The organism is Hymenobacter lucidus (assembly GCF_020447265.1).
GTDB classification, from domain to species: domain Bacteria; phylum Bacteroidota; class Bacteroidia; order Cytophagales; family Hymenobacteraceae; genus Hymenobacter; species Hymenobacter lucidus.
Genome location: NZ_JAJADR010000002.1, coordinates 261,974 through 281,725, shown reverse-complemented (window position 1 = coordinate 281,725; position 19,752 = coordinate 261,974). Strand labels below are relative to the sequence as shown.

Genomic DNA, 19,752 nt, shown 5'->3' with positions numbered 1-19,752 from the left:
AAGCCAGAAAGCGCGGGGACGATAAGTAAAGTAGGACTTCGGTTGATTTTCGTCGGTAACTTGCCGAGGCCAACCAATGCGCCGCCGTTTTGCCCCCACCCAACTTACAAAACTACGTCCAAAAGCCCGAACCACCCGCCTCGCGCCGGCGCTGGCTCGTCATTGGCGGCAAGCTGCTCATCACCGGCCTCACGCTGGGGCTGCTCTACCACTCCGTATTTGCCGACGCGGCCACGGCGGCGGCCTGGCGGCAGCTGCTGGCCTCGTCGCTGGGCGGGGCGGGCCGGGGGCCGGTGCTGGCTGCGCTGGCCCTGGTGCCCGTGAATTGGGGCCTGGAGGCCTGGAAGTGGTGGCGACTGGCCCGGCACCTGGAGCCCGTCTCGTTCCGGCGCTGCTTCCGGGCGGTGCTCGTGGGCCTCACCCTGGGCTTCGTGACGCCCAACCGCGTGGGCGACTACGCCGGCCGCATCATGGAGCTCAAAAGCCGCCGCCTCGATGCCTTGGGCGCGGTGTTTCTGGGGCGCTACTGCCAGCTGGTGGCTACCGTGGTGGCTGGCACGGCGGGCCTGCTCTACTTCTTGCTCACGTTTTACCTGCAAGGCTACCCCTCGGCCGGCTTGGGCCTGGTAGTGGCCGCGTTGCTGCTGAATGCGGGCGTAATACTGCCTTTGTACCGCTCCCGGCTGCTGCTCTCGGCCCTCACGGTCATCAAGCCGTTGCGGCGGTTCCGGCGGTTTCTGGCCGTGATGCCCACCTACCCGGCCCGCGCCCTGCACGCGGTGCTGGCTATTTCGATGCTGCGCTACGCCGTGTTCTGCCTGCAGTTCGGGCTGCTGCTCTGGGCCTACGGGGCCTCCCCACCCATCGGGCCGGGGCTGGCCGCCATTGCCGGCACCTTCCTGATTAAGTCCCTGGTGCCTTCCCTCAATGCCCTGGCCGACGTGGGCGTGCGGGAGCTGTCGGCCACCCACCTGTTTGGCTTGCTGCGCGAGCCGCCCATCAAGGTGCTGAGCGCCAGCCTGAGCTTGTGGGTGCTCAACATTGCCCTGCCCAGCGCGGCCGGCTTGCTGTTTGTGCTGCGCCTGAAGGTATTCCGCAAAAAGGACCTGGCCGCCAAATCCCCCGCCGATGGGTAGCCTGGGCCCGGGGCTGGCCCTGCTGGTATTGCCCGCGCTGTATGCTGCCCTGATGGTAACCCTGCGCCGGGCCTGGCAGCAGCTGCCCACGGTTGCTTCCGCCGCAACCCCGACTGGAACGAAGCCGCTGTTTTCCGTTCTTGTGGCGGCCCGCAACGAAGCCCACAGCCTGCCCCACCTGCTGACCGATTTGTGCCGCCAAAGCCTCGAGTCCGGCACGTTCGAAGTCATCATCGTCGATGACCATTCCACCGATGCCACGGCTGAAATTGTCGAAGCGGCGGTGGCGGGCAGCCCGTTTCCGCTGCAGTTGGTGCGCCTCAGCCAGCAGCCGGCAGGAGCTACCGGCAAAAAAGCCGCTCTGCAGGCAGCCTTGGGGCTGGCCCGCGCGCCCTGGGTGGTCTGCACCGATGCCGACTGCCGCTTCGGCCCCGACTGGCTCGGGAGCTACGCCGCCGTAGTAGCCACCGATGCCACCGTGCGCTTCATCAGCGGCCCGGTGCTGCTTACGGGCCCGGCCACCGCGCTGCAGCACCTCATGGGTCTCGAATTTGCGGGGCTGGTAGGAGTGGGGGCCGCCAGCATCGGCCGGCAAAGCCCTACCATGTGCAACGGGGCCAACCTGGCCTACCAGCGCGCTGCCTTTGCCGCCGTGCAGGGCTTCGCCGGCAATGAGCACCTGGCCAGCGGCGACGACGAATTCCTGCTCCACAAGCTGCACGCCGCCTTTCCCGGCAGCATCCGGTTTCTAAAAAGCCCGGCCGCTATTGTCAACACGGCAGCGCCGGCTACGCTGGGGGCCTTGCTCACGCAACGGGTGCGCTGGGCCAGCAAGTGGCGGCACTACCAGCACCCGGCCTCTCAGCAGCTGGCCCTGCTGGTGCTGGGGGCCAATATGGCGCTGTTCCTTGGGGTAGCATTTGCCGGCTTCCGGCCCTCGCTCTGGCCCTGGGTGCTAGCCGCCTGGGCGCTGAAGCTAGGGGCGGATATCTGGTTCCTGGGGCCGGTGCTGCAGTTTCTGGGGCGGCCCTGGTGGCTGCGTTGGGTAGCGGTGCTGCAGCTGCTCTACGCGCCTTATGCCCTGGCCACCGGCCTGCTGGGGCTGCGTGGGCGGTACGAGTGGAAGGGGCGGAGACAGGGGTAATTGCTGTTCTATCACGGCTAGTCTCAGCCCGCTAACGCGCCCGCCAGAACAATCGGCCCTTCCGGCGCGGTAGGTTCGCTTCGCAGACGCGCGCCGGCAGGAGGGTAACAAGCTGTTTGAATTTCGACTGGCTTTGTTACCTGCTGGGTAACAAAGCTATAGTCAAGCATATTTATTTGTTACCCAGGTGGTAACAAACGTTCCTGCTATCTTGATCATTTGTTACCACCTGGGTAACAAAACGACTTTGTCTTATCCCTCAATTGTTACCCTACTGTTTATGCCACGCCGTTCCCAGTATTCCGACACCTTATCATTTAGCGTGCGGCAGCACTTTGCCCTTACCCAGACCGAACTGGCCCGCTTCGTAGGCGTAAGCCGCTCCATGCTAGCGGCCGTTGAAGCGGGCCGTAAGGAGCTGGGGCAGACCGCCACCTACCGCTTGTTGCTGCTGGGCCACCACCTGCCGCCTCCCGAAGGGCACGGGGCGGCCCGCCCGTCGTTCGGGACCGTTGCGGCCGAAGACGGCCCGCCCGCACTGGCTGCCGACGAGAAAGACCGGCTCCGGCTCCGCCTCAAGCAGGTGCGCGTGGGCATTCTGACGGCGCGAGCAGCTCTGGAGCAGCGGGGGCTGCTGGCGCAAGGGGTAGCGCACCGGCACTGGGCGCTGGCTGAGTTGCGTACCGTGCTGACCGCCCCCGCGCCGTCCTTCTGGCCCGGCCCGCCCCCTGATACGATTCAGGCCCTGCGCTGGCTCGATGAACTGGCCCATGATACGGCCTTCGCTCCGGTATGCCTCAGCGCTGCCGAGCATACCCTGCGCCTGGCCCACCTGCGCGGCCTTGAAGCCGAGCTACTAGTATTGGAAGCAGCCTGGGGTGCGGAGTAAGCAGCTGAATTGTCTGAATAGCCGCCGCCAAACCGCCCCGCATTTCCCTTTCCGGTCTCCCGGAGCTACATTTGTTACCTCCACCTACCACCGCGCCCTACCTCCCGTGACCGACACCGAATACGATATCATCGACGAGCTGTACTTCGTGACACCCTTCCGCACCCTGCTCGAAAAAACCGGGCTGCCCGTGCTGGAGCTGGAAAACCACCTGCGCCTGCTGCTCGAGCAGGACTACGTGAAGTGCTTCTACCCCGACCCCGATACTGAGCTGGCCTACGAAACCACTTCCTTTGGAGCCCTGGCCCGCGACTGCTACTTCCTGGCTACCAAGCCCGGCCTGCTGGCCCACAACACTCGGTAGGGTGGCCGCCTCAGCCCCGATATATACCCCGGCCGCCGCGCCGCCGGCCCGGCCCCCTGGCTACTACGTGCGGCAGCGGCTGCTCCAAAACCGTCCCGCTATGCTGGGCCTGGGCTTCATCGTGCTCTGCACCCTGGTGGCCCTGCTTGGCTACTGGGTGCTACCCGACAACTCGCCCGACGCCAACAACAGCATTGTGCAGCTGCAAAAGCAGCCGCCGGGTTTGCAGGTGCAGCTGCTGCGCATCCCGCTGCCCGATTCCTCTTACCAGGCCACCAGTTTTTTGGGCACCTGGCTCCGGGGCAAAACCCCGGAGTTCCGGGAAATCCCCATTGCTACGGGTAGCGTGGCGCATATGAAATACGACTCGGTGGCCTTCCGCCCCTGGACGGCTCCCGATGCCCCACGCGCTGCTTACCAAAGTATTTCCATCAACCCTAAGTATGAAGACCCCCATACCCGCACCTACTGGCTGGGCACCGACAAAGCCGGGCGCGACACGCTGAGCCGCCTGTTGCTGGGCACCCGTATTTCGCTGGGTATCGGGCTGGTGGCGGTGCTCATTTCCCTGGCCCTGGGCATGCTCATCGGGGCGGTGGCCGGCTACGTGGGCGGCTGGGTCGATTCGCTGCTGATGGGCGTGATGACCGTGGTGTGGAGCATTCCGGGCATCATGCTCGTCATTGCCATTTCCCTAGCCCTCGACAGCAAAGGTGTCTGGACGTCGTTTGTGGCCGTGGGCCTGACGATGTGGGTCGACGTGGCCCGGGTAGTGCGGGGACAGATGCTGAGCCTGCGCGAGAAAACCTTCGTGGAAGCCGGCCGGGTGCTGGGGTTGCCCCAGGGCCGCCTCATTGCCCGCCACCTGTTGCCTAACATGACCGGCCCGCTCATCGTCATTGCCACCAGTAACTTTGCGGCAGCTATTCTGCTCGAAGCCGGCCTGAGCTTTCTGGGCCTGGGCGTGCAGCCGCCAGCTCCCTCGTGGGGCCTGATGGTGAACGAAGGATTCCAACTGCTGGGCACCCAGGCCGGGCTCTGGCTCACGCTGCTGCCCGGCCTGGCCATCAGCTTGCTGGTGCTCAGCTTCAACCTGCTCGGCAACGGCCTGCGTGACGCCTACGATCCTAAAACCCCACTTGGGTTTTAGTTGTCAGTTGTTTTAAGTTGTTAGTTGCTACTTGTCAGTTGTTAGGCCGATTTATTGACTAACAACCAGCAACTAACAACTGCCAACTAACAACTGACAACCAACAACTAACAACTAAAAACCGATGCCTGATTCGACCAACGTGCACCCGGATGTTCTGAGCCTGCGCAAAGTGCTGCTGCTGAAAAAGCAGGAGCTGAGCGCCCTGCTGGAAATCACCCAGGCCATCAACCAGGATACGACGGAGGACACGCTTTACAAGATCTTCCAGTTTACGCTGCTCGGCCAGTTGAACATCCGGCGCATCGTGCTCTACATCAAGGAAGAGCGGCACTGGCAGTGCGTGGTGTCGTTCGGCTTTCAGCTGGCCGATTTCCGCAAGATTGAGCTGCCCGACGAAATCATCGACAACTGCGTAGCCGGGCCGTATCCCGTGGCCAGCCTGCCTCTGGGGCCCGAGTGGCAGAAGCTCGAAACCATCATTCCGGTGGGCCAGCAGGATGCCGTGCGGGCCTACGTGATGATTGGCAACGTGCAGGAAGACTACGCCAATGAGGAAGCCAATAAGTTCCTGGAAACGCTGAGCAACATTCTGGTGGGTGCCATCGAAAACCGCCGCCTGAATCGGCAGCGGATTTCGGCCGCCGCCATGCGCAAGGAAATCGAAATTGCCCAGGAAGTGCAGAACCTGCTTTTCCCCAGCAAGCTGCCCAACGATGCCCAGGTGGCGGTGCACGCCAGTTACGTGCCCCACACGGCCATCGGCGGCGACTATTACGACGTGGTCAGCATCGACAAGGACCGGTTTCTGTTCTGCGTGGCCGACGTGAGTGGCAAGGGCGTGCCAGCCTCGCTGCTGATGTCGAACTTCCAGGCCGGCCTGCGCACGTTGCTGCGCCAGAACGTGGACCTGGCCACCATCGTGCACGAGCTGAACCACCTGCTGTTTCGCAACTCAGGCGGGGAGAAGTTCATCACCGTGTTCTTTGGCATTTACAACCGCGCCACCCGCCACCTGCAATATGTGAATGCGGGCCACAACGACCCGATTCTGCTGCCCGACCACGGCCCGATTCAGTACCTCAAGGATGGCACCGTGATGCTGGGCATCATGGAAAAGCTGCCGATGCTGACCGTGGGCGAAACCGAAATTCCGCCGCACTCCCTGCTGCTCAGCTACACCGACGGCCTCACCGAGGTGTTCGATGCCAGCGGGGCCGAGTACGGCGAGGAAGGCCTCATCAGCCTCATGCGGCGCAACCGCTACCTGCCGCTCCCGAAGCTGCACCAGGAAATGCTGCGCGAAATCGAAGCCTTCAGCACCACCAAAAACCAGTTTGCCGACGACGTCACAATTCTGAGCTGCCGGTTTAAATAAGGGTAATGTGCTCAGGTGCTAATGTGAAGAATGTGCTGAGTGTGCTTCACTGAAAAGCCCTTTACTACCGCGTGTACGTGTAGTAAAGGGCTTTCTGGTAAAAAGGCGTGTCGTACTGCGCAGAGGACGGATTGCTTCGCGCTGCTCGCAATGACATATTACTCCCATTAAGCATTAGCACATCAGCACATTCCCCACATTAGCACATTAAACCCTCTCTTCCTCAATCCAGCCCTCGGCGCGCATAAGGATGGCCAGGGCGATGTAGAAGAACGAGCCGACTTTGTCGACCTCGACCAACTCGTTGAGCAGCAGGTGGAAGATGATGACTACCAGGGAAAGGCCTGCGGCCAGCACCACGCGTCGGTTTTGGGCCGAGCGGCTGCGGTGGTACATATTCTCCATCAGCACCAGGGCCGTGCCAAACAGGCTGACGAAGAGCAGAAACCCTGGGAAGCCCTGCTCGGCCAGCTGCAGCAGAAAGTAGTTGTGGGTCGTCGACTTTTCCGGGTTGTCGCTCACGTAGGTCCGGAAGCTCTTGACGGTGTAGTGCTTGTATTCGGGGTAGAAGGTGCTCGGGCCGCTGCCGGTCACGGGCTTCTCGCTGATCATGCGGGCCGCCGCCACCCAGCGGTACACCCGCTCCATGCCCGATACGTCCTGCAGCTTGTAGGTAGCCTCCAGGTGCTTCTCGAAGTTATGCCCGTTGAAGATGGTCTTCTCGAAGTCGGGGGCATAGAGCATGTAGTTATTCTGGTGCATGAAATAGAAGGCCGCGCTGCCCGCCGCAATGGCGGCTCCGGCCAGAATAAGCCGGGTAAGGCGCAGGCGCATGGCCAGATAAAAAAGCCCGGCCAGCGGCAACGACGCCATAGAAGCCCGGGTGTAGGATAGCACCACGCCGAAGAGCAGCACGCCCAGCCCAATGCGCCACAGCAGCTTCTTGGTAGCATTAGGCGTGTCGCGGGCGGCAAAGTAGGCGTAGGGAATCAGCAGCGCCATCACCGTGGCGTAGATAACGTGGTTGATGTAAAACGGCTGAATGGCCCAGTTGATGGAGTCGAACCGGAAGCCCTTGGTGGCGTGCCGGGCGGCCGTGTAGAGCACGCTCAGCGAGGCCCCGGCCACGTAAAAGCTTACCACCCGCCACACATCGGCCGGCCGCCGCACGATGGAGGCCGTCACGAATACAAACGGTACGATATACCAGGTTTTGGCCAGCAGGTACTTCACCGATTTCACGGTGTTCACCGAAAACAGCATCGACACCGATGACCAGAGCAACGCCAGAGCCATGATAATAACCAGCGGGTGCCGCCAGATGCGGGCCGGCACCTCGGTGCGGCCCAGCAGCACGCTCACCCCGAAGCAGCCCAGCAGAATCAGCATCAGCGGCTCGGAGGGTACGTCCATGCTCAGGCCGCCGGGCAGCGGTATTTCCCGCGAGAAGGCCAGCGTGGTCAGCAGCAAGTAGTACACCCAGCGCCAGTCGACGAGCAGTACCACCACCCCCAGCAGGGCAAAGGGCAGCGCCAGCCACAGCGGGGCCTGTAGCAGCGCCGCCGCCGCGCCACTGCCCAGCAGCAGCACAATGAAGACCACGTACAGGCGCTGGGCCGGATCTTGGGGGCGCAGGCGGGCCAGCAGAGAAGCAGCAGCGGCCATCAGAGCGGGTTTAATACTGCGGCTCGGTGCCGGGGCGGCCTACGCTCAGGTTGCCGCGGTAGAGCTCGAGCAGAGTAATGAAGATAATGGACAAGGCCAGCGTAACAACTACCGACGAGACGACGATGAGCCAGCGCACGGGCTTGGTTTTCTTGGTGGCCGGAAACGCCTTCTGCACCACGTAAATCGAGGAAATCTTGCCGCTGATACCCAGTTTGGCCGTTTCGTAGGCGTTGCGGGCCCCGATGAGGCGGCCCTGAATATCGGCGAAGCGGGCGTAGGTGGTGGCCATCAGGTCGGTGCCCTTCACGTAGCTTTCCAGGTTGAGGTGGTTGCCGCCCTCGGCCTTGGTGAGGCCGCGCAGGGCCTTGCGCAGGCCGGCCGCTTTGTTGCTGTTGCCTTCGCCTTCGGCCTGGCGGAGCTTGGTTTCGGTTTCAATAATGGCCCGGCCCAGGTAGCGCGACTCATTCTCCATGCCGTAGATGCCGTAGCGGCGGCGGCCCGCCAGCAGGCTGTCGTGGGCGGCCTGGTACTCACGCTCCAGAAACTCCTTGCGGCCCTGGTAAAGCGAAATAATCGTGCGCCGGTTTTCGAAGGTCAGCTGCTGGTTGATGGAGTCGATGGCCTGCACAATGGCGTTGGTTACCTTGGCCGCCAGGGCTTTGTCGCGGTCCAGAAAGTTGACTTCAATAGCGTCCCGGTCGTTGTGCACGATGGTGAAGTTGCTGTTGAACTCGTCCAGGGCAGCCTGGTCGGCCGCGTCGGTTCCCTCGCCGCCGGTTTCGTAGTGCTCGTGCAGGTCGAAGCGTTTGATCATCAGCTCGGCCAGTGTCTGCGACTCGCCAATGGTGATGACCCGGTCCAGGTCTTCGGCCCGGCCGCCCAGCTCCAGCTTGCCGCCATCCGTCACAATCCGGTCGGGGTCGGTGGTATTGGGGTTGGTGGGGTAAAAGACGGCCGTCGACTTATAGATGTTGGGCATCGAAAGGCTGACGACCACGCTGATAATGAGGGCCAGGCCCACAGCCGCGGCAACTAGATATTTCCACCGGTTGACAACGGGCCACAGGCCCAGTAGCGAATAAGAGCGGGATGACATGCAGAGGGTAAAAGGACAACGGACGCAGTTTCAGCCGGTTTTCGGCGCACTACATTGGGGAGCAAAGCTACTTCAAATTCCGCGCATTGAATAGGCCTATCGGCGCTTCCCGCCCCGAAAGCCGCTAGCCGGAGCCCCACGCCGTTTTGACCCAACGTGCGTGACGCAAGACTGGCGGAAGAAGCCGGTGCTGGTCTGGCCGCGTAATTAATGAGGGGTGCCCACGGTTTTTACTTAATTTTGGCCCCCATTCAGGCCCCGGCAGTATCAAAAAGTTTTTCGGAAATATCAGCTTCGTCGTTTTGCTCAACCTGCTGGTGAAGCCAGGCTGGGTGATGGTCGAAAGCTTGGTGCAGGACCGGCTGGGCCACGCGGCCTTTGGCACGTTCACAGCCATCTTCAACTGGACGCTCATCGTGGCATCGGTGTCGGATTTGGGTACTACTCAGCTCACTACCAAGCGAGTAGCGGCGGCTCCGGAGTTTCTGAACGAGTATTTTCCCACGCTGCTGCCACTGAAAGGCTGGCTCTCGGTGCTGTTTCTGGGCATTATGGTGGGCACTGGCTGGCTGCTGGGCTACCACGGCCACACGCTCACGCTGCTGGCCCTCACCGGCGCCTCGCTGCTCGTTACCCAGTACACCCAGTTTCTGCGCGGCACGCTGCAGGCCCACCAGCGCTTCAATACCGACGCGCTGCTCTCGGTGCTGGAAAAGGCGCTGCTGCTGGTCTTTGTGCTGGCCCTCATTCCAGTGGGCATCACCCTCGACCGTTACGTGGGGGCCCGGGCCGTGGCCGTGCTCTTCACCTTCGTGGTGCTCTACGCGCTGGTGACGCGGCTGTATGGGCGGGTGCGCTTCCGGCTGAAGTGGGAGCATGCCCGCGGGCTGCTGAAAGCCAGCCTGCCGCTGGCCCTCATTACGCTGGTGTATGGTCTCAACGAGCGGGTGGATATGCTGATGCTGGAGCGGCTGGCCTCGCCGGCCGAGGCGGGCTACTACGCGGCGGCCTACCGCTGGGTCGATGCTATTATGATGTACCTCTGGACAGTGTTGCCGCTGTTTTTTGCCAAGTTTGCCTTTGCCACCGGCAAGCGCGAGGAGCAGCGGGAACTGCTCTGGTTTGGGCAGCGGGTCGTCACGGTGCCGCTGCTGTTTGTGTGCGCCTTCGTGCTGTTTCGGGGCGAAGTGCTGTTCTTTCAGCTTGTCCACAGCACGCCCCAGGAACTGGGCCGCATGACGCTGAGTTTGAAGATTCTGTTCGTCAACGTGCTGGTGCACGCCTTTTTTGCCATCTATAGCACGCTGCTCACCAGCACCAACCAGGAAAAGCCGGTGAGCTGGCTCGTGGCGGGCAGCATCGCGCTGAACGTAGTGCTCAACCTCTTCCTGTTGCCGCGCTACGGAGCCGTAGCCGCTGCCCTGAACACCTTATTATGCGTTGTGTTCGTGTCGGGCGGCTACTTGTGGCTGGTGCAGCGCCGGGCCGGAGTAGCTATTCCCTGGGCTACCATTGCGCAACTGCTGCTGGCTTTCGGACTGCTCTGCGGCGTGTTCTGGGGCCTGCGGCTGTGGCTCAACCAGTGGCTGCTGGAAGCGGTGGGAGCGGGGCTGGCCTTCGTCGGTATTCTGTTTGCCACCGGCATTGTACGAATTGCCGAGCTCAAAGCCCTGCGCCGCTGAGGTCCGTATACTCCGGCAAGTTTTTCAAAAATCGGTCATCTTAGCGCCTCCGAAACCCGCACTCGTTGAATATTGCCGTTAACGTCCGCTTCCTGCTGCCCGGCGACAAACTCGAAGGCATTGGCCGCTTCACCTACGAAACGCTCAGTCGTCTCGTCCGCCAGCACCCCGAGCATACTTTCCACTTCCTCTTCGACCGCGCCTACGACCAGCGCTACCTCTTCGCCGACAATGTAGTGCCCCACGTGCTGCTGCCCCCGGCCCGCCACCCGTTTTTGTTCGTGGCCTGGTTTGAGGGCGCCGTGGCCGCCTGGCTGACAAAGAACCGGCCGGCCGTGTTCCTGAGTCCCGACGGCTTCACTACGCTGCGCACCCGGGTGCCGCGCATCACCGTCATTCACGACCTGGCCTTCGAGCATTTCCCGCAGGATGTGGATTGGCTGCAGCGCAAGTACTACCACTATTTCACCCCGAAGTTCGTGCGCGCCTCGGCCCGAATCCTGGCCGTATCGGAGGCTACGAAACAGGATTTGGTACAGACCTACGGCACCAGCGCCGATAAAATCCGGGTGGTATATAATGCGGCTGATGCCCACTTCCGGCCTTTGCCCGCCGCCGACCAGCAGGACGTGCGGGACCGGTTCAGCGCTGGCAAGCCCTACTTTCTGTTTGTGGGGGCCCTGCAGCCGCGCAAAAACCTGGTAAACCTGCTGCGGGCCTTCGATGAGTTCAAAACCCGCACGGGCTCGGCCGCCAAGCTGCTTATTGTGGGCCGCACGGCCTGGAAAGCCGGCCCGATGTTCGATGCTTACCAGCAAATGCAGCACCGCGGGGCCGTGCACCTTACCGGCCGCGTGTCGGATGTGGAGCTGGTGCAGCTCTACGCGGCGGCTTTGAGCACGGTGTACGTGCCGTATTTCGAGGGTTTCGGCATTCCTATCATTGAGGCCCAGGCCTGCGCCTCGCCGGTGCTTACCTCCAATTGCAGCTCCATGCCCGAGGTGGCCGGCGGCGCGGCCCTGCTCGCCGACCCCTTGTCGGTAGCTTCCATTGCCGACGGCCTTACCCGCCTCGAAGCCGAACCGGAGCTGCGGCAGGAGTTGGTGCGCAAAGGCCTGGAAAACGTGCACCGCTTCTCCTGGGTGCGTAGCGCGGAGCAAATCTGGCAGAATATTGTTGAGGTAACAACCCGGTAAAAGCCCGCCCAACAACTCACCATTTAACCAACTCACAACTTCACCTGATGCACCTTCACCGTTTGCCCGAAGCAATGCACCGTTGGCTGCCCAATACCATCTGGCGCGGCCCGCACGCGGCGGAGAGTGAGCAGCAAACACTGTATCTGACCTTCGACGACGGCCCGATTCCGGAGGAGACGCCCTGGGTGCTGGAGCAACTGGCCGCGTATAATGCCAAGGCGCTGTTTTTCTGCGTCGGCGACAATCTGGAGCGCCACCCCGATATTGCCCGCGCCGCCCTGGCAGCCGGCCACCAACTCGGCAACCATACGCACCACCACCTCAGCGGCTGGACTACGCCGGCCGAGGTATATTACGAGGATATTGCCCGCTGCCAGGCGGCCCTCGACGCCCTGCTGCCCGCTGCCGCGCCCCGGTTTTTTCGCCCGCCTTACGGCCGCCTCACCCCGGGCCTGAACCGCCAACTGGAACCGCGCTACCGCATCGTGATGTGGGACTTGCTTACCTGCGACTACGACCGGGACTATGCCTCCGAAAAGTGCCTGCGCGATGCGCTGCGCCTCACGCGGCCCGGCTCGGTGGTTGTGTTTCACGACAGCCTGAAGGCCAGCCGCAACATGCGCTACGTGCTGCCGCGCTACCTGGCGCATTTCGCCGAGCGGGGCTTCCGGTTTGAGCTGTTGTAAGACCTCATGCTATTTTTTCTCACCGGCTATTTTGCGCTCTGGTTTCTAGTGCTAGCAACCTGCACGCTGCTGTTCTGGCTACGGAAGCGGCCCGTGCCAGACGCACTGTCTCAGCCCTGGCCCCGGGTCAGTATCCTCATTGCGGCCCGCAACGAGGAAGCCGCCATTGCCCGCTGCCTCACCGCCATTCGTCAGCTCAGTTACCCCGCCCACTTAGTAGAAGTACTGCTCGGCGACGACGCCTCCACCGACCAGACCCGTGCTGTAGCCGAACGTACTATGCAGGGCTACGCGGGGCGTTTCCAGTGCCTCACCATCACCGAGCAGCTGGGCACGGCCCGGGGCAAAGCCAACGTGCTGGCCCACCTGGCCCGGGTGGCCACGTCCGATTATTTCTTTATTACCGATGCCGATATTGCCGTGGCGCCCGGCTGGATTCAGGCCATGCTGCCCTTCGCCGGGCCCAAAGTAGGTACCGTCACGGGCCTCACCGTGGTGCGCGGCCCCCGCCTGTTCGACCAGCTCCAGGGCCTCGACTGGCTCCAGTCGCTGGGTTTGGTGCAGGTCGTGTCGGATCAGGGGCGGCCCGTGACGGCTATGGGCAACAATATGCTCGTGACGCGGGCTGCCTACGAGGTCACGGGCGGCTACGAGGCGCTGCCGTTTTCCGTCACCGAAGATTTTGAGCTGTTTAAGGCCGTGCTGGCGAAGGGCTTCACGTTTCGCAACGTATTCCGGCCCGAAGTGCTGGCCTATTCGCTGCCCATCGGTACGCCGCTGCGGCTACTGCACCAGCGCCGGCGCTGGCTGCGCGGGGTGGAAGCCCTGCCGGGGTGGCTGCAAAGCGGCCTGTTGTTTTATGCCATGTTTTACCCGCTGCTGCTGGTGCTGGTCTGGGCAGCCGGGCCGCTGGCAGCGCTAGCAGTGCTGGGAGTCAAGATGCTGCTACAAGGCTTGCTGGCCTGGGGCTGCTACCGCCGGGCTGGCCTGCGCATGCCTTGGCACCTGCTGCCCGCCTTTGAGCTCTACACTGTAGCTCTCACCGTGAGTCTGAGCGTATTCCGGCTGCTGCCCGTTGCCTTCGACTGGAAGGGTCGACTCTATAAATGAGTAACTACTAATACACAATGAGCAAATAGGATAGAGGAATCGGCTTATATGATACTCAATAGCCTAACAATCATCAACCAACAACGAACCCATGCAACTCACCGATTCGCACGCCCATATTTATTCCGAGCAGTTTAAAACCGACCGCGACGAAGCCCTGCACCGTGCCTACGAGGCTGGCGTCACCACCATCGTGATGCCCAACATCGACCACACCAGCATCGACGGGATGCTCGAAACCGAGGCCCGCTTTCCGCAGCAGTGCTTTGCCATGATGGGGCTGCATCCGTGCTCGGTGGGCAAGGATTTCGAGCGGGAGCTGTACTTGGTGGAAGAGTGGCTCGGCAAGCGGCCCTTCGCGGCAGTGGGGGAGTGCGGCATCGATTTATACTGGGATAAAACCACTCTGGCCCAGCAGCAGGAAGCCCTGCGGGTGCAGGTGGCCCTGGCCAAAAAGCACAACTTACCGCTCGTGCTCCACACCCGTGATGCTTTCCAGGAAACGGCCGACATCATCGAAGCAGCCCAGGATGGCACGCTACGCGGTGTATTTCACTGCTTTTCGGGTACCCCGGAAGAAGCTGAGCGGGTACTGCGGCTGGGCTTCAAGCTGGGCATTGGGGGCGTGGCTACTTTCAAAAACGGCGGGGCCGACAAGTTTCTGCCCACCATTGCCCTGGAGCACCTGCTGCTCGAAACCGACTGCCCCTACCTGGCTCCCGTGCCCCACCGTGGCAAGCGCAATGAGCCGTCCTACCTGCCCCTCATAGCGCGCCGCGTAGCCGAGCTGCTGGGCAAAAGCCCCGAGGAAATTGCCGAGGCTACCACTCAAAACGCCAAGGCGCTGTTCGCGCTGTGAAATGGTGATTTAGCGACTCGGTGAGTTGTCGTTCTAATTGCGAGATATGCGCCATTTGCGCCTGCGCCACCAGCCCATCAAACTCACTAACTGCCTAACTCACTAACTCACCGCTCCCATGAACCTTCCCGCTACGCTGCCTCTCATTGATATCAAGCCAATTGGGCCCGACACCCGGCCGGCAAGTTCGGTGCTGGTTATCTACACGGGTGGTACCGTGGGCATGGAGTACAACAAGCGCGGCGAGCTGGTGCCCATGAAGTTTGAGCAGATCCGGAAGAAAATGCCCGAGCTGCGCCAGCTCAACATGAACCTCTCGGTGCTGAGTTTGCCCGAGCCCATTGACTCCTCCAACGTCACGGCCGCCGACTGGCTGGGGCTGGCCGCGCTTATCAAGGAAAACTACGCCCACTACGACGGCTTCGTGGTATTACATGGCACCGATACCATGGCCTATTCGGCCGCTGCCCTCAGCTACCTGCTCGAAAACCTGGGCAAAACGGTGGTCTTTACCGGCTCTCAGGTGCCGGTGGGCCGTATCCGCACCGATGCCCGCCGCAATCTGATTACGGCCCTCGATATTGCCGTGGCCCGGCACTCGACGGCCGGTACCGTGCGCGTGCCCGAAGTCTGCGTATTCTTCAACGACCTGCTGATCCGGGGCAACCGGGCCAAGAAGGTAGAAAGCCAGCAGTACAATGCCTTCCGCAGCGAGAATTACCCGCCCCTGGCCCGGGCCGGCATCGAAGTCGAGTTTAACGACCCGCAGATGCGCCACCTGCCCTCCGCGCCCCTGCACGTGCACCAGCACCTCGACGACCGGGTGGTAATTCTCAAGCTGTTTCCCGGCATTACCGAGCAGGTAGTACGGGCTGTGCTGGAAGTAGAAGGCCTGCGCGGGTGCGTGCTCGAAACTTACGGCTCGGGTAATGCGCCTACTGCGCCCTGGTTTTTAAATTGCCTGCGTGATGCCCAGACGCGAGGCGTTTACATCCTCAACGTAAGCCAATGTGAAGAGGGCCGCGTGATTCAGGGTCAGTACGAAACCAGCTCCCAACTCACTGATCTGGGCGTCATTGGCGGCGAGGACATTACTGCTGAAGCCGCCATTACCAAGCTCATGTTTGTGCTTGGCCTGAACCGCAGCCCCCAGGAAACGGCCCACCTGCTCACCCAGGACCTGCGTGGCGAAATCAGTTTGGGCTAGTCAGAATGGCTCCGAGCTTGCGTTTGCGGAAAAAGGGCCGTTACTTTGCACCCGATTACTGACCCAGAGAGGTGTCCGAGTGGTCGAAGGAGCACGCCTGGAAAGTGTGTATGGCTCAAAAGGTCATCGTGGGTTCGAATCCCATCCTCTCTGCATAAAACCCCGTTTGCATCACGCAGGCGGGGTTTTTGCTTTTATTTCGATAAATACCTAGCTTATCAGCATACCAAAGCCACCACCCGACACTTGGCGGTGGCTTTATGCCCCAATAGCGGCTTCCAGATAGAATACTTGCCATAAATAGGTGTTAAAAAGAACTGAACGACTAGATTGCACTCCTGACATACAACCGAGGGCGGGGCAGTAAGCCGGCACATTGGGAAGAAGTTGTCAGTAGGCCACAAAGTGCCGGGCGCGAAAAGGACGCTGCTTGTGCCCTTAATCCTCTTATTTGGCGATAGTTGTGACTGAGCGCTACTCCATTAAGCCATCTGGTAACTGGGAGACGGACTTGCGGCTGTTGCTGCAGGCTTTCGATGCCGTGCTGGTGCTCGATCAGCAGGGACACGTGCTATGGAGCAACCAGGGCTGCACCGAGCTGACCGGCTATGAGCCCGCAGAGTTGCAGCGCCAACCGCCCTGGCTACTACTACGGGGCACGGGTGCGGGCAAAGTCGCGCCGGCCTATCTGCAGCGGCAGCTTTTGGCGCAGGCACCCTTCCGCTACGAGGCCCTAGTGCCCCACCAAACGGCCAATCCACGCTGGCTCCGCATAAAAGTGCAGCCACTGCCCAACGCGGCCGGTGAGGCGCCGCAGTTTGTGGCCCTGCTGGAAGATATTGCCGAGTGGAAAGCCACCCAGCAGGCGTTGGGCGAAAGCGACCAGCGGTTTCGCTACCTCACCGAACACGTGCCCGGTGTATTGTTTCAGTGGCGCGAAAACCACAGCCAGCCTTCAGGCCTGCTCTACATCAGCCCCCGGCTGCACGAGCTCTTCGGCATCGACCCCGACTCGACGCAGCCGGCCATCGATTTTATTCATCCCCAGGACCGGCATCAGTGGCGGCTTGCCATGCAGCAGGCGCGCGACAATGGCACTACCTGGTCGTTTGAGGGCCGGCTCCAAGTACCTGGTCAACCCGTGCGCTGGTGCCGCGGTAATGCTGTAAGGTCGGTTACTGACGCGGACGGCAGCTTATTTAGTGGTATACTGGTTGATATCACGGCTCTAAAGCTGGCCGAACAGGCCGAACAGGCCAATGAGCAGCGCTGGCGGCTGGCCATGGAGCGGTTTGGCGACGGGGCCTGGGAGTTCAACTATCAAACCGAAGAGGAGTATTTTTCGGCGGCCTACCGCGCCATGCTGGGCTATACCGACGAAGAGTTTGCCCGCGAGCCGCAATCTTGGCTCGGTCACGTCCATCCCGATGATATCGTGGGCAGCCAGCAGGCTTCCGATGCGTATCTGCGCGGTGAGGTACCAATTTATTCCATCGAGCGCCGGCTGCGCTGCAAGGATGGCGTCTATAAGTGGGTGCTCACTCGAGGGTTAGTTACAAAAGTCGATGCGCAAGGCAAGCCCCTGATTATGACCGGGGTGCACACCGATATTTCAGCCATTAAAGAGGCCAACGTGGCCGTGGAAGCCTCCCGGCTGCGGCTTTCCACTACCATTGCCAACTTTCAGGAGGGAATTCTGCTGGAGGACGAGCATCGGCAGGTGGTGCTGGCCAACGAAGCCATCTGCCAGCTGTTCAATATCAGTATCTCGCCCCTTGAGCTAGTGGGGTTGGATGCCCGGCGGTTTGGCCGTCAGGCCAAAAACCGGTTCCGGGACGAGGAAAACTTTATGGCCCGCTACGAGGAAATCGTGCGGAAGCGGGAATTGCTGACCGGTGAGATATTCGCCATGCAGGACGGCCGTATTCTGGCCTGTGACTTCGTCCCGATTAGGGTAAACGAAACCTACATCGGCTGTCTGTGGAAATTTCAGGACGTAACAGTCCGGCAAAACAGCGAAGAGGCCCTGCGTCGCCGTGAGGAGAAATACCGCAGTATCATCGAGAACATGCGCCTGGGCCTGGTCGAGCGGGACTTGCAGGGCCGCATCACCTACGTCAACCAGGCCTTTTGCGACATCACCGAGTTTGAGGCCGGGGAGTTCCTCCATCGGGATGCCATGCAGCAAGTGCTCAGCGACGTAGACCAGGAGTGGCTGGCCGAAAAGGACGACAACCGTAGCAGAGGCGTTTCCGATACCTACGAGCTGGTTATTACCACCAAAAGTGGCCGCCGCAAATGGGCCCTTATCAGCCGGGCCCCGGTCTACAACGATGCCCGTCAGCTATACGGCTCCATCAGCATCATTCTGGATATCACGCATCAGAAAGAGCTGGAGCTTAACCTGCGCGCGGCCAAAGACTACGCCGAAGAGTCGGCCCGCAGCAAGGAGCAGTTTCTGGCCAACATGAGCCACGAAATCCGCACGCCCATGAATGCCATTCTGGGCATGGGGCAGCTGCTGGCCAAAACGTCTCTGAGCCCCGAGCAGCAGAATTACCTGCACGCCATTGCGACTTCTGGCGAAAACCTGTTGGTTATTATCAACGACATCCTGGACCTTTCCAAGCTCAGCGCCAGCCAGCTGGTTATCGAGCGGATCGGCTTCAGCTTGCCTGTACTGCTGGAGCAGGTCGAGAAGAGTCTGTACTTCAAGGCCGAGGAGAAAGGCCTGCGCTTTCTGGTGACCGCCGATGCACAACTGCCCGAAGTAGTGCTTGGCGACCCGTACCGCATCACGCAGGTACTGCTGAATCTGGCCGGCAACGCCATCAAGTTTACCGAGAAAGGGCAGGTATCGGTGGCCTGCGAGCTGGTGGGGCAGGAGCAGGGGCAGGTAGAGCTGCGCTTCACGGTGGCCGATACGGGCATCGGCATCGATGCCGAATTCCTGGTCGATATCTTTAAAGAGTTTAGCCAGGAAGATTCCTCCGTCACCCGCAAGTTTGGCGGCACCGGCCTGGGCCTGAGCATTAGCCGCAGCCTGGTAAACCTGATGGGCGGCGAAATCGAAATTGTGAGCGAGAAGAACGAGGGTACCCGCAGTTCTTTCGTGCTGCGCCTGCCCATCGGCTCCGACCAGGATATGCCCTACCGGACGGCCGTAACGACCGAGGCCCGGGAGCGGCTACGGGGCAAACGCGTATTGCTTACCGAAGACAATACGTTCAACCGCCAGATTGCCAAAGGTTTCCTGCAAAACGCGGCGCTGGTCGTTACTGAAGCCGAAAATGGAGCCGTGGCCGTGGAGCTGGTTCGACAGCAGGACTTCGACGTGATTTTGATGGATGTGCAGATGCCCGTCATGAACGGGCTGGAAGCCACGGCCCGCATCCGGGAAGAACTGGCCCTGCCCACGCCCATCATTGCCCTGACGGCCAACGCCATTAAGGGTGAGCGGGAAAAATGCCTGGATGCCGGCATGAACGACTACCTAGCCAAGCCGTTTCAGGAAGACGACCTGCTGAAAGTCATTAGCTACTGGACGCTGGGCGAGCGGTTGACTGAAGTGGTGGCCGCACCACTAGCGGCCGCGCCAGCTTCGGGTACCGCCTTCTATAATCTGGGCATAATCCAGCAAATCGGCCACGGCGACCCCGATTTCACGGTTCTGATGCTAGAGTCGTTTCTGGAAAGCGGAGAGGAGTCAATTCGGGAGCTGCGCACCGCCGGGCACACCCAGGATGTGCCGCTGCTGCGGGCCACTACCCACAAGCTAAAGCCCAGCCTGGAGCATCTGCAGGTGCACCAGCTGCTGCCCGCCGTGCAGCAGCTGGATACCTGGTCTGGTCCGTTTGAGCCACTACTCCTCGAGCCAGTGCTGGAACAGGTGATTCAGGGTCTGGAAAAGCTGAACGAATGCCTGACGCAGGAGCTGCAGAAGGCCCGCCAGGATGTAGGCTCGTCCTGAATCAGCCACGGTTCGGTTGGGCTGGCAAGGACTCCGATAGGGCGCAGGCTGGCTACCATAGTTGGAGCTTACGGGTAGCCGCTAAGTGCTGGTTGCAGGCGGTAGCAAGCAGGAATAGTAGGGGAGCCGCCGCAAATAATTTGTTGGTTATTTGTTGTGATTTCATTACACTTACTCACTATTTCCGGAATGGCTCCCCTGAGTTTTTGCTCGA

15 protein-coding genes and 1 tRNA gene are annotated in these 19,752 nt (G+C 61.2%); 14 read left to right on the top strand and 2 right to left on the bottom strand.

Annotated elements, in window-relative coordinates:
- The first annotated feature begins 89 nt into the window (after window positions 1-89).
- The 6 genes from LGH74_RS07875 (at window position 90) to LGH74_RS07850 (ending at window position 6,061) form a co-directional block, all read left to right on the top strand.
- Complete coding sequence (locus tag LGH74_RS07875) at window positions 90-1,136, top strand: lysylphosphatidylglycerol synthase transmembrane domain-containing protein (protein WP_226174262.1); 1,047 nt, start codon at window positions 90-92, stop codon at window positions 1,134-1,136.
- Window positions 1,129-2,280: a glycosyltransferase gene (locus LGH74_RS07870; RefSeq protein ID WP_226174260.1), complete on the top strand. Its 1,152-nt coding sequence runs from the start codon at window positions 1,129-1,131 to the stop codon at window positions 2,278-2,280. Before LGH74_RS07875 ends, LGH74_RS07870 begins: the two co-directional genes overlap by 8 nt.
- A 280-nt stretch (window positions 2,281-2,560) precedes the next feature.
- Window positions 2,561-3,169 carry a helix-turn-helix domain-containing protein gene (locus LGH74_RS07865; RefSeq protein WP_226174258.1) on the top strand — a complete coding sequence of 203 codons (609 nt, stop codon included), beginning with the start codon at window positions 2,561-2,563 and terminating at the stop codon, window positions 3,167-3,169.
- 106 nt (window positions 3,170-3,275) lie between these two features.
- Complete coding sequence (locus LGH74_RS07860; RefSeq protein WP_226174256.1) at window positions 3,276-3,533, top strand: hypothetical protein; 258 nt, start codon at window positions 3,276-3,278, stop codon at window positions 3,531-3,533.
- Window position 3,534: 1 nt separating this feature from the next.
- The gene (locus LGH74_RS07855) at window positions 3,535-4,683 is read left to right on the top strand and encodes an ABC transporter permease (protein ID WP_226174255.1); all 1,149 of its coding nucleotides are present in this window, start codon (window positions 3,535-3,537) and stop codon (window positions 4,681-4,683) included.
- 124 nt (window positions 4,684-4,807) lie between these two features.
- Complete coding sequence (locus LGH74_RS07850) at window positions 4,808-6,061, top strand: PP2C family protein-serine/threonine phosphatase (RefSeq protein ID WP_226174253.1); 1,254 nt, start codon at window positions 4,808-4,810, stop codon at window positions 6,059-6,061.
- 207 nt (window positions 6,062-6,268) lie between these two features.
- Here LGH74_RS07850 and LGH74_RS07845 read toward each other — a convergent pair whose 3' ends face one another.
- A complete protein-coding gene (locus LGH74_RS07845; RefSeq protein WP_226174251.1) occupies window positions 6,269-7,726 on the bottom strand; it encodes an O-antigen ligase family protein in 1,458 nt (485 codons plus the stop codon).
- Between the two features lie 10 nt (window positions 7,727-7,736).
- The gene (locus tag LGH74_RS07840) at window positions 7,737-8,825 is read right to left on the bottom strand and encodes a GumC domain-containing protein (protein ID WP_226174243.1); all 1,089 of its coding nucleotides are present in this window, start codon (window positions 8,823-8,825) and stop codon (window positions 7,737-7,739) included.
- 302 nt (window positions 8,826-9,127) lie between these two features.
- Between LGH74_RS07840 and LGH74_RS07835 the strand changes: the two genes are divergently transcribed.
- The 8 genes from LGH74_RS07835 (at window position 9,128) to LGH74_RS07800 (ending at window position 19,538) form a co-directional block, all read left to right on the top strand.
- On the top strand, window positions 9,128-10,507 hold the full coding sequence (locus LGH74_RS07835) for an oligosaccharide flippase family protein (protein ID WP_226174241.1): 1,380 nt from the start codon (window positions 9,128-9,130) through the stop codon (window positions 10,505-10,507).
- A 65-nt stretch (window positions 10,508-10,572) separates the two neighbouring features.
- Window positions 10,573-11,703: a glycosyltransferase family 4 protein gene (locus LGH74_RS07830; protein ID WP_226174231.1), complete on the top strand. Its 1,131-nt coding sequence runs from the start codon at window positions 10,573-10,575 to the stop codon at window positions 11,701-11,703.
- 47 nt (window positions 11,704-11,750) lie between these two features.
- A complete protein-coding gene (locus LGH74_RS07825) occupies window positions 11,751-12,392 on the top strand; it encodes a polysaccharide deacetylase family protein (protein ID WP_226174229.1) in 642 nt (213 codons plus the stop codon).
- A 6-nt stretch (window positions 12,393-12,398) separates the two neighbouring features.
- Window positions 12,399-13,502 (top strand): glycosyltransferase, encoded by a 1,104-nt coding sequence (locus tag LGH74_RS07820; protein WP_226174218.1) that lies wholly within the window; start codon window positions 12,399-12,401, stop codon window positions 13,500-13,502.
- A gap of 91 nt (window positions 13,503-13,593) precedes the next feature.
- Window positions 13,594-14,361: a TatD family hydrolase gene (locus LGH74_RS07815; RefSeq protein WP_226174216.1), complete on the top strand. Its 768-nt coding sequence runs from the start codon at window positions 13,594-13,596 to the stop codon at window positions 14,359-14,361.
- 118 nt (window positions 14,362-14,479) lie between these two features.
- Window positions 14,480-15,568, top strand: a complete 1,089-nt coding sequence (locus LGH74_RS07810) for an asparaginase (protein ID WP_226174214.1) — start codon at window positions 14,480-14,482, stop codon at window positions 15,566-15,568.
- A 65-nt stretch (window positions 15,569-15,633) separates the two neighbouring features.
- A tRNA-Ser gene (locus LGH74_RS07805) sits at window positions 15,634-15,721 on the top strand.
- Window positions 15,722-16,031: 310 nt separating this feature from the next.
- Window positions 16,032-19,538, top strand: coding sequence for a PAS domain S-box protein (locus tag LGH74_RS07800; RefSeq protein WP_226174212.1), 3,507 nt, complete (start codon window positions 16,032-16,034; stop codon window positions 19,536-19,538).
- The last annotated feature ends 214 nt before the right edge of the window (window positions 19,539-19,752 follow it).

Coding starts and splice junctions, on each gene's coding strand:
- LGH74_RS07870 (WP_226174260.1), top strand. CDS start 1,129: ATGGGTAGCCTGGGCCCGGGGCTGGCCCTGCTGGTATTGCCCGCGCTG.
- LGH74_RS07865 (WP_226174258.1), top strand. CDS start 2,561: ATGCCACGCCGTTCCCAGTATTCCGACACCTTATCATTTAGCGTGCGG.
- LGH74_RS07850 (WP_226174253.1), top strand. CDS start 4,808: ATGCCTGATTCGACCAACGTGCACCCGGATGTTCTGAGCCTGCGCAAA.
- LGH74_RS07845 (WP_226174251.1), bottom strand. CDS start 7,726: ATGGCCGCTGCTGCTTCTCTGCTGGCCCGCCTGCGCCCCCAAGATCCG.
- LGH74_RS07840 (WP_226174243.1), bottom strand. CDS start 8,825: ATGTCATCCCGCTCTTATTCGCTACTGGGCCTGTGGCCCGTTGTCAAC.
- LGH74_RS07825 (WP_226174229.1), top strand. CDS start 11,751: ATGCACCTTCACCGTTTGCCCGAAGCAATGCACCGTTGGCTGCCCAAT.
- LGH74_RS07820 (WP_226174218.1), top strand. CDS start 12,399: ATGCTATTTTTTCTCACCGGCTATTTTGCGCTCTGGTTTCTAGTGCTA.
- LGH74_RS07815 (WP_226174216.1), top strand. CDS start 13,594: ATGCAACTCACCGATTCGCACGCCCATATTTATTCCGAGCAGTTTAAA.
- LGH74_RS07810 (WP_226174214.1), top strand. CDS start 14,480: ATGAACCTTCCCGCTACGCTGCCTCTCATTGATATCAAGCCAATTGGG.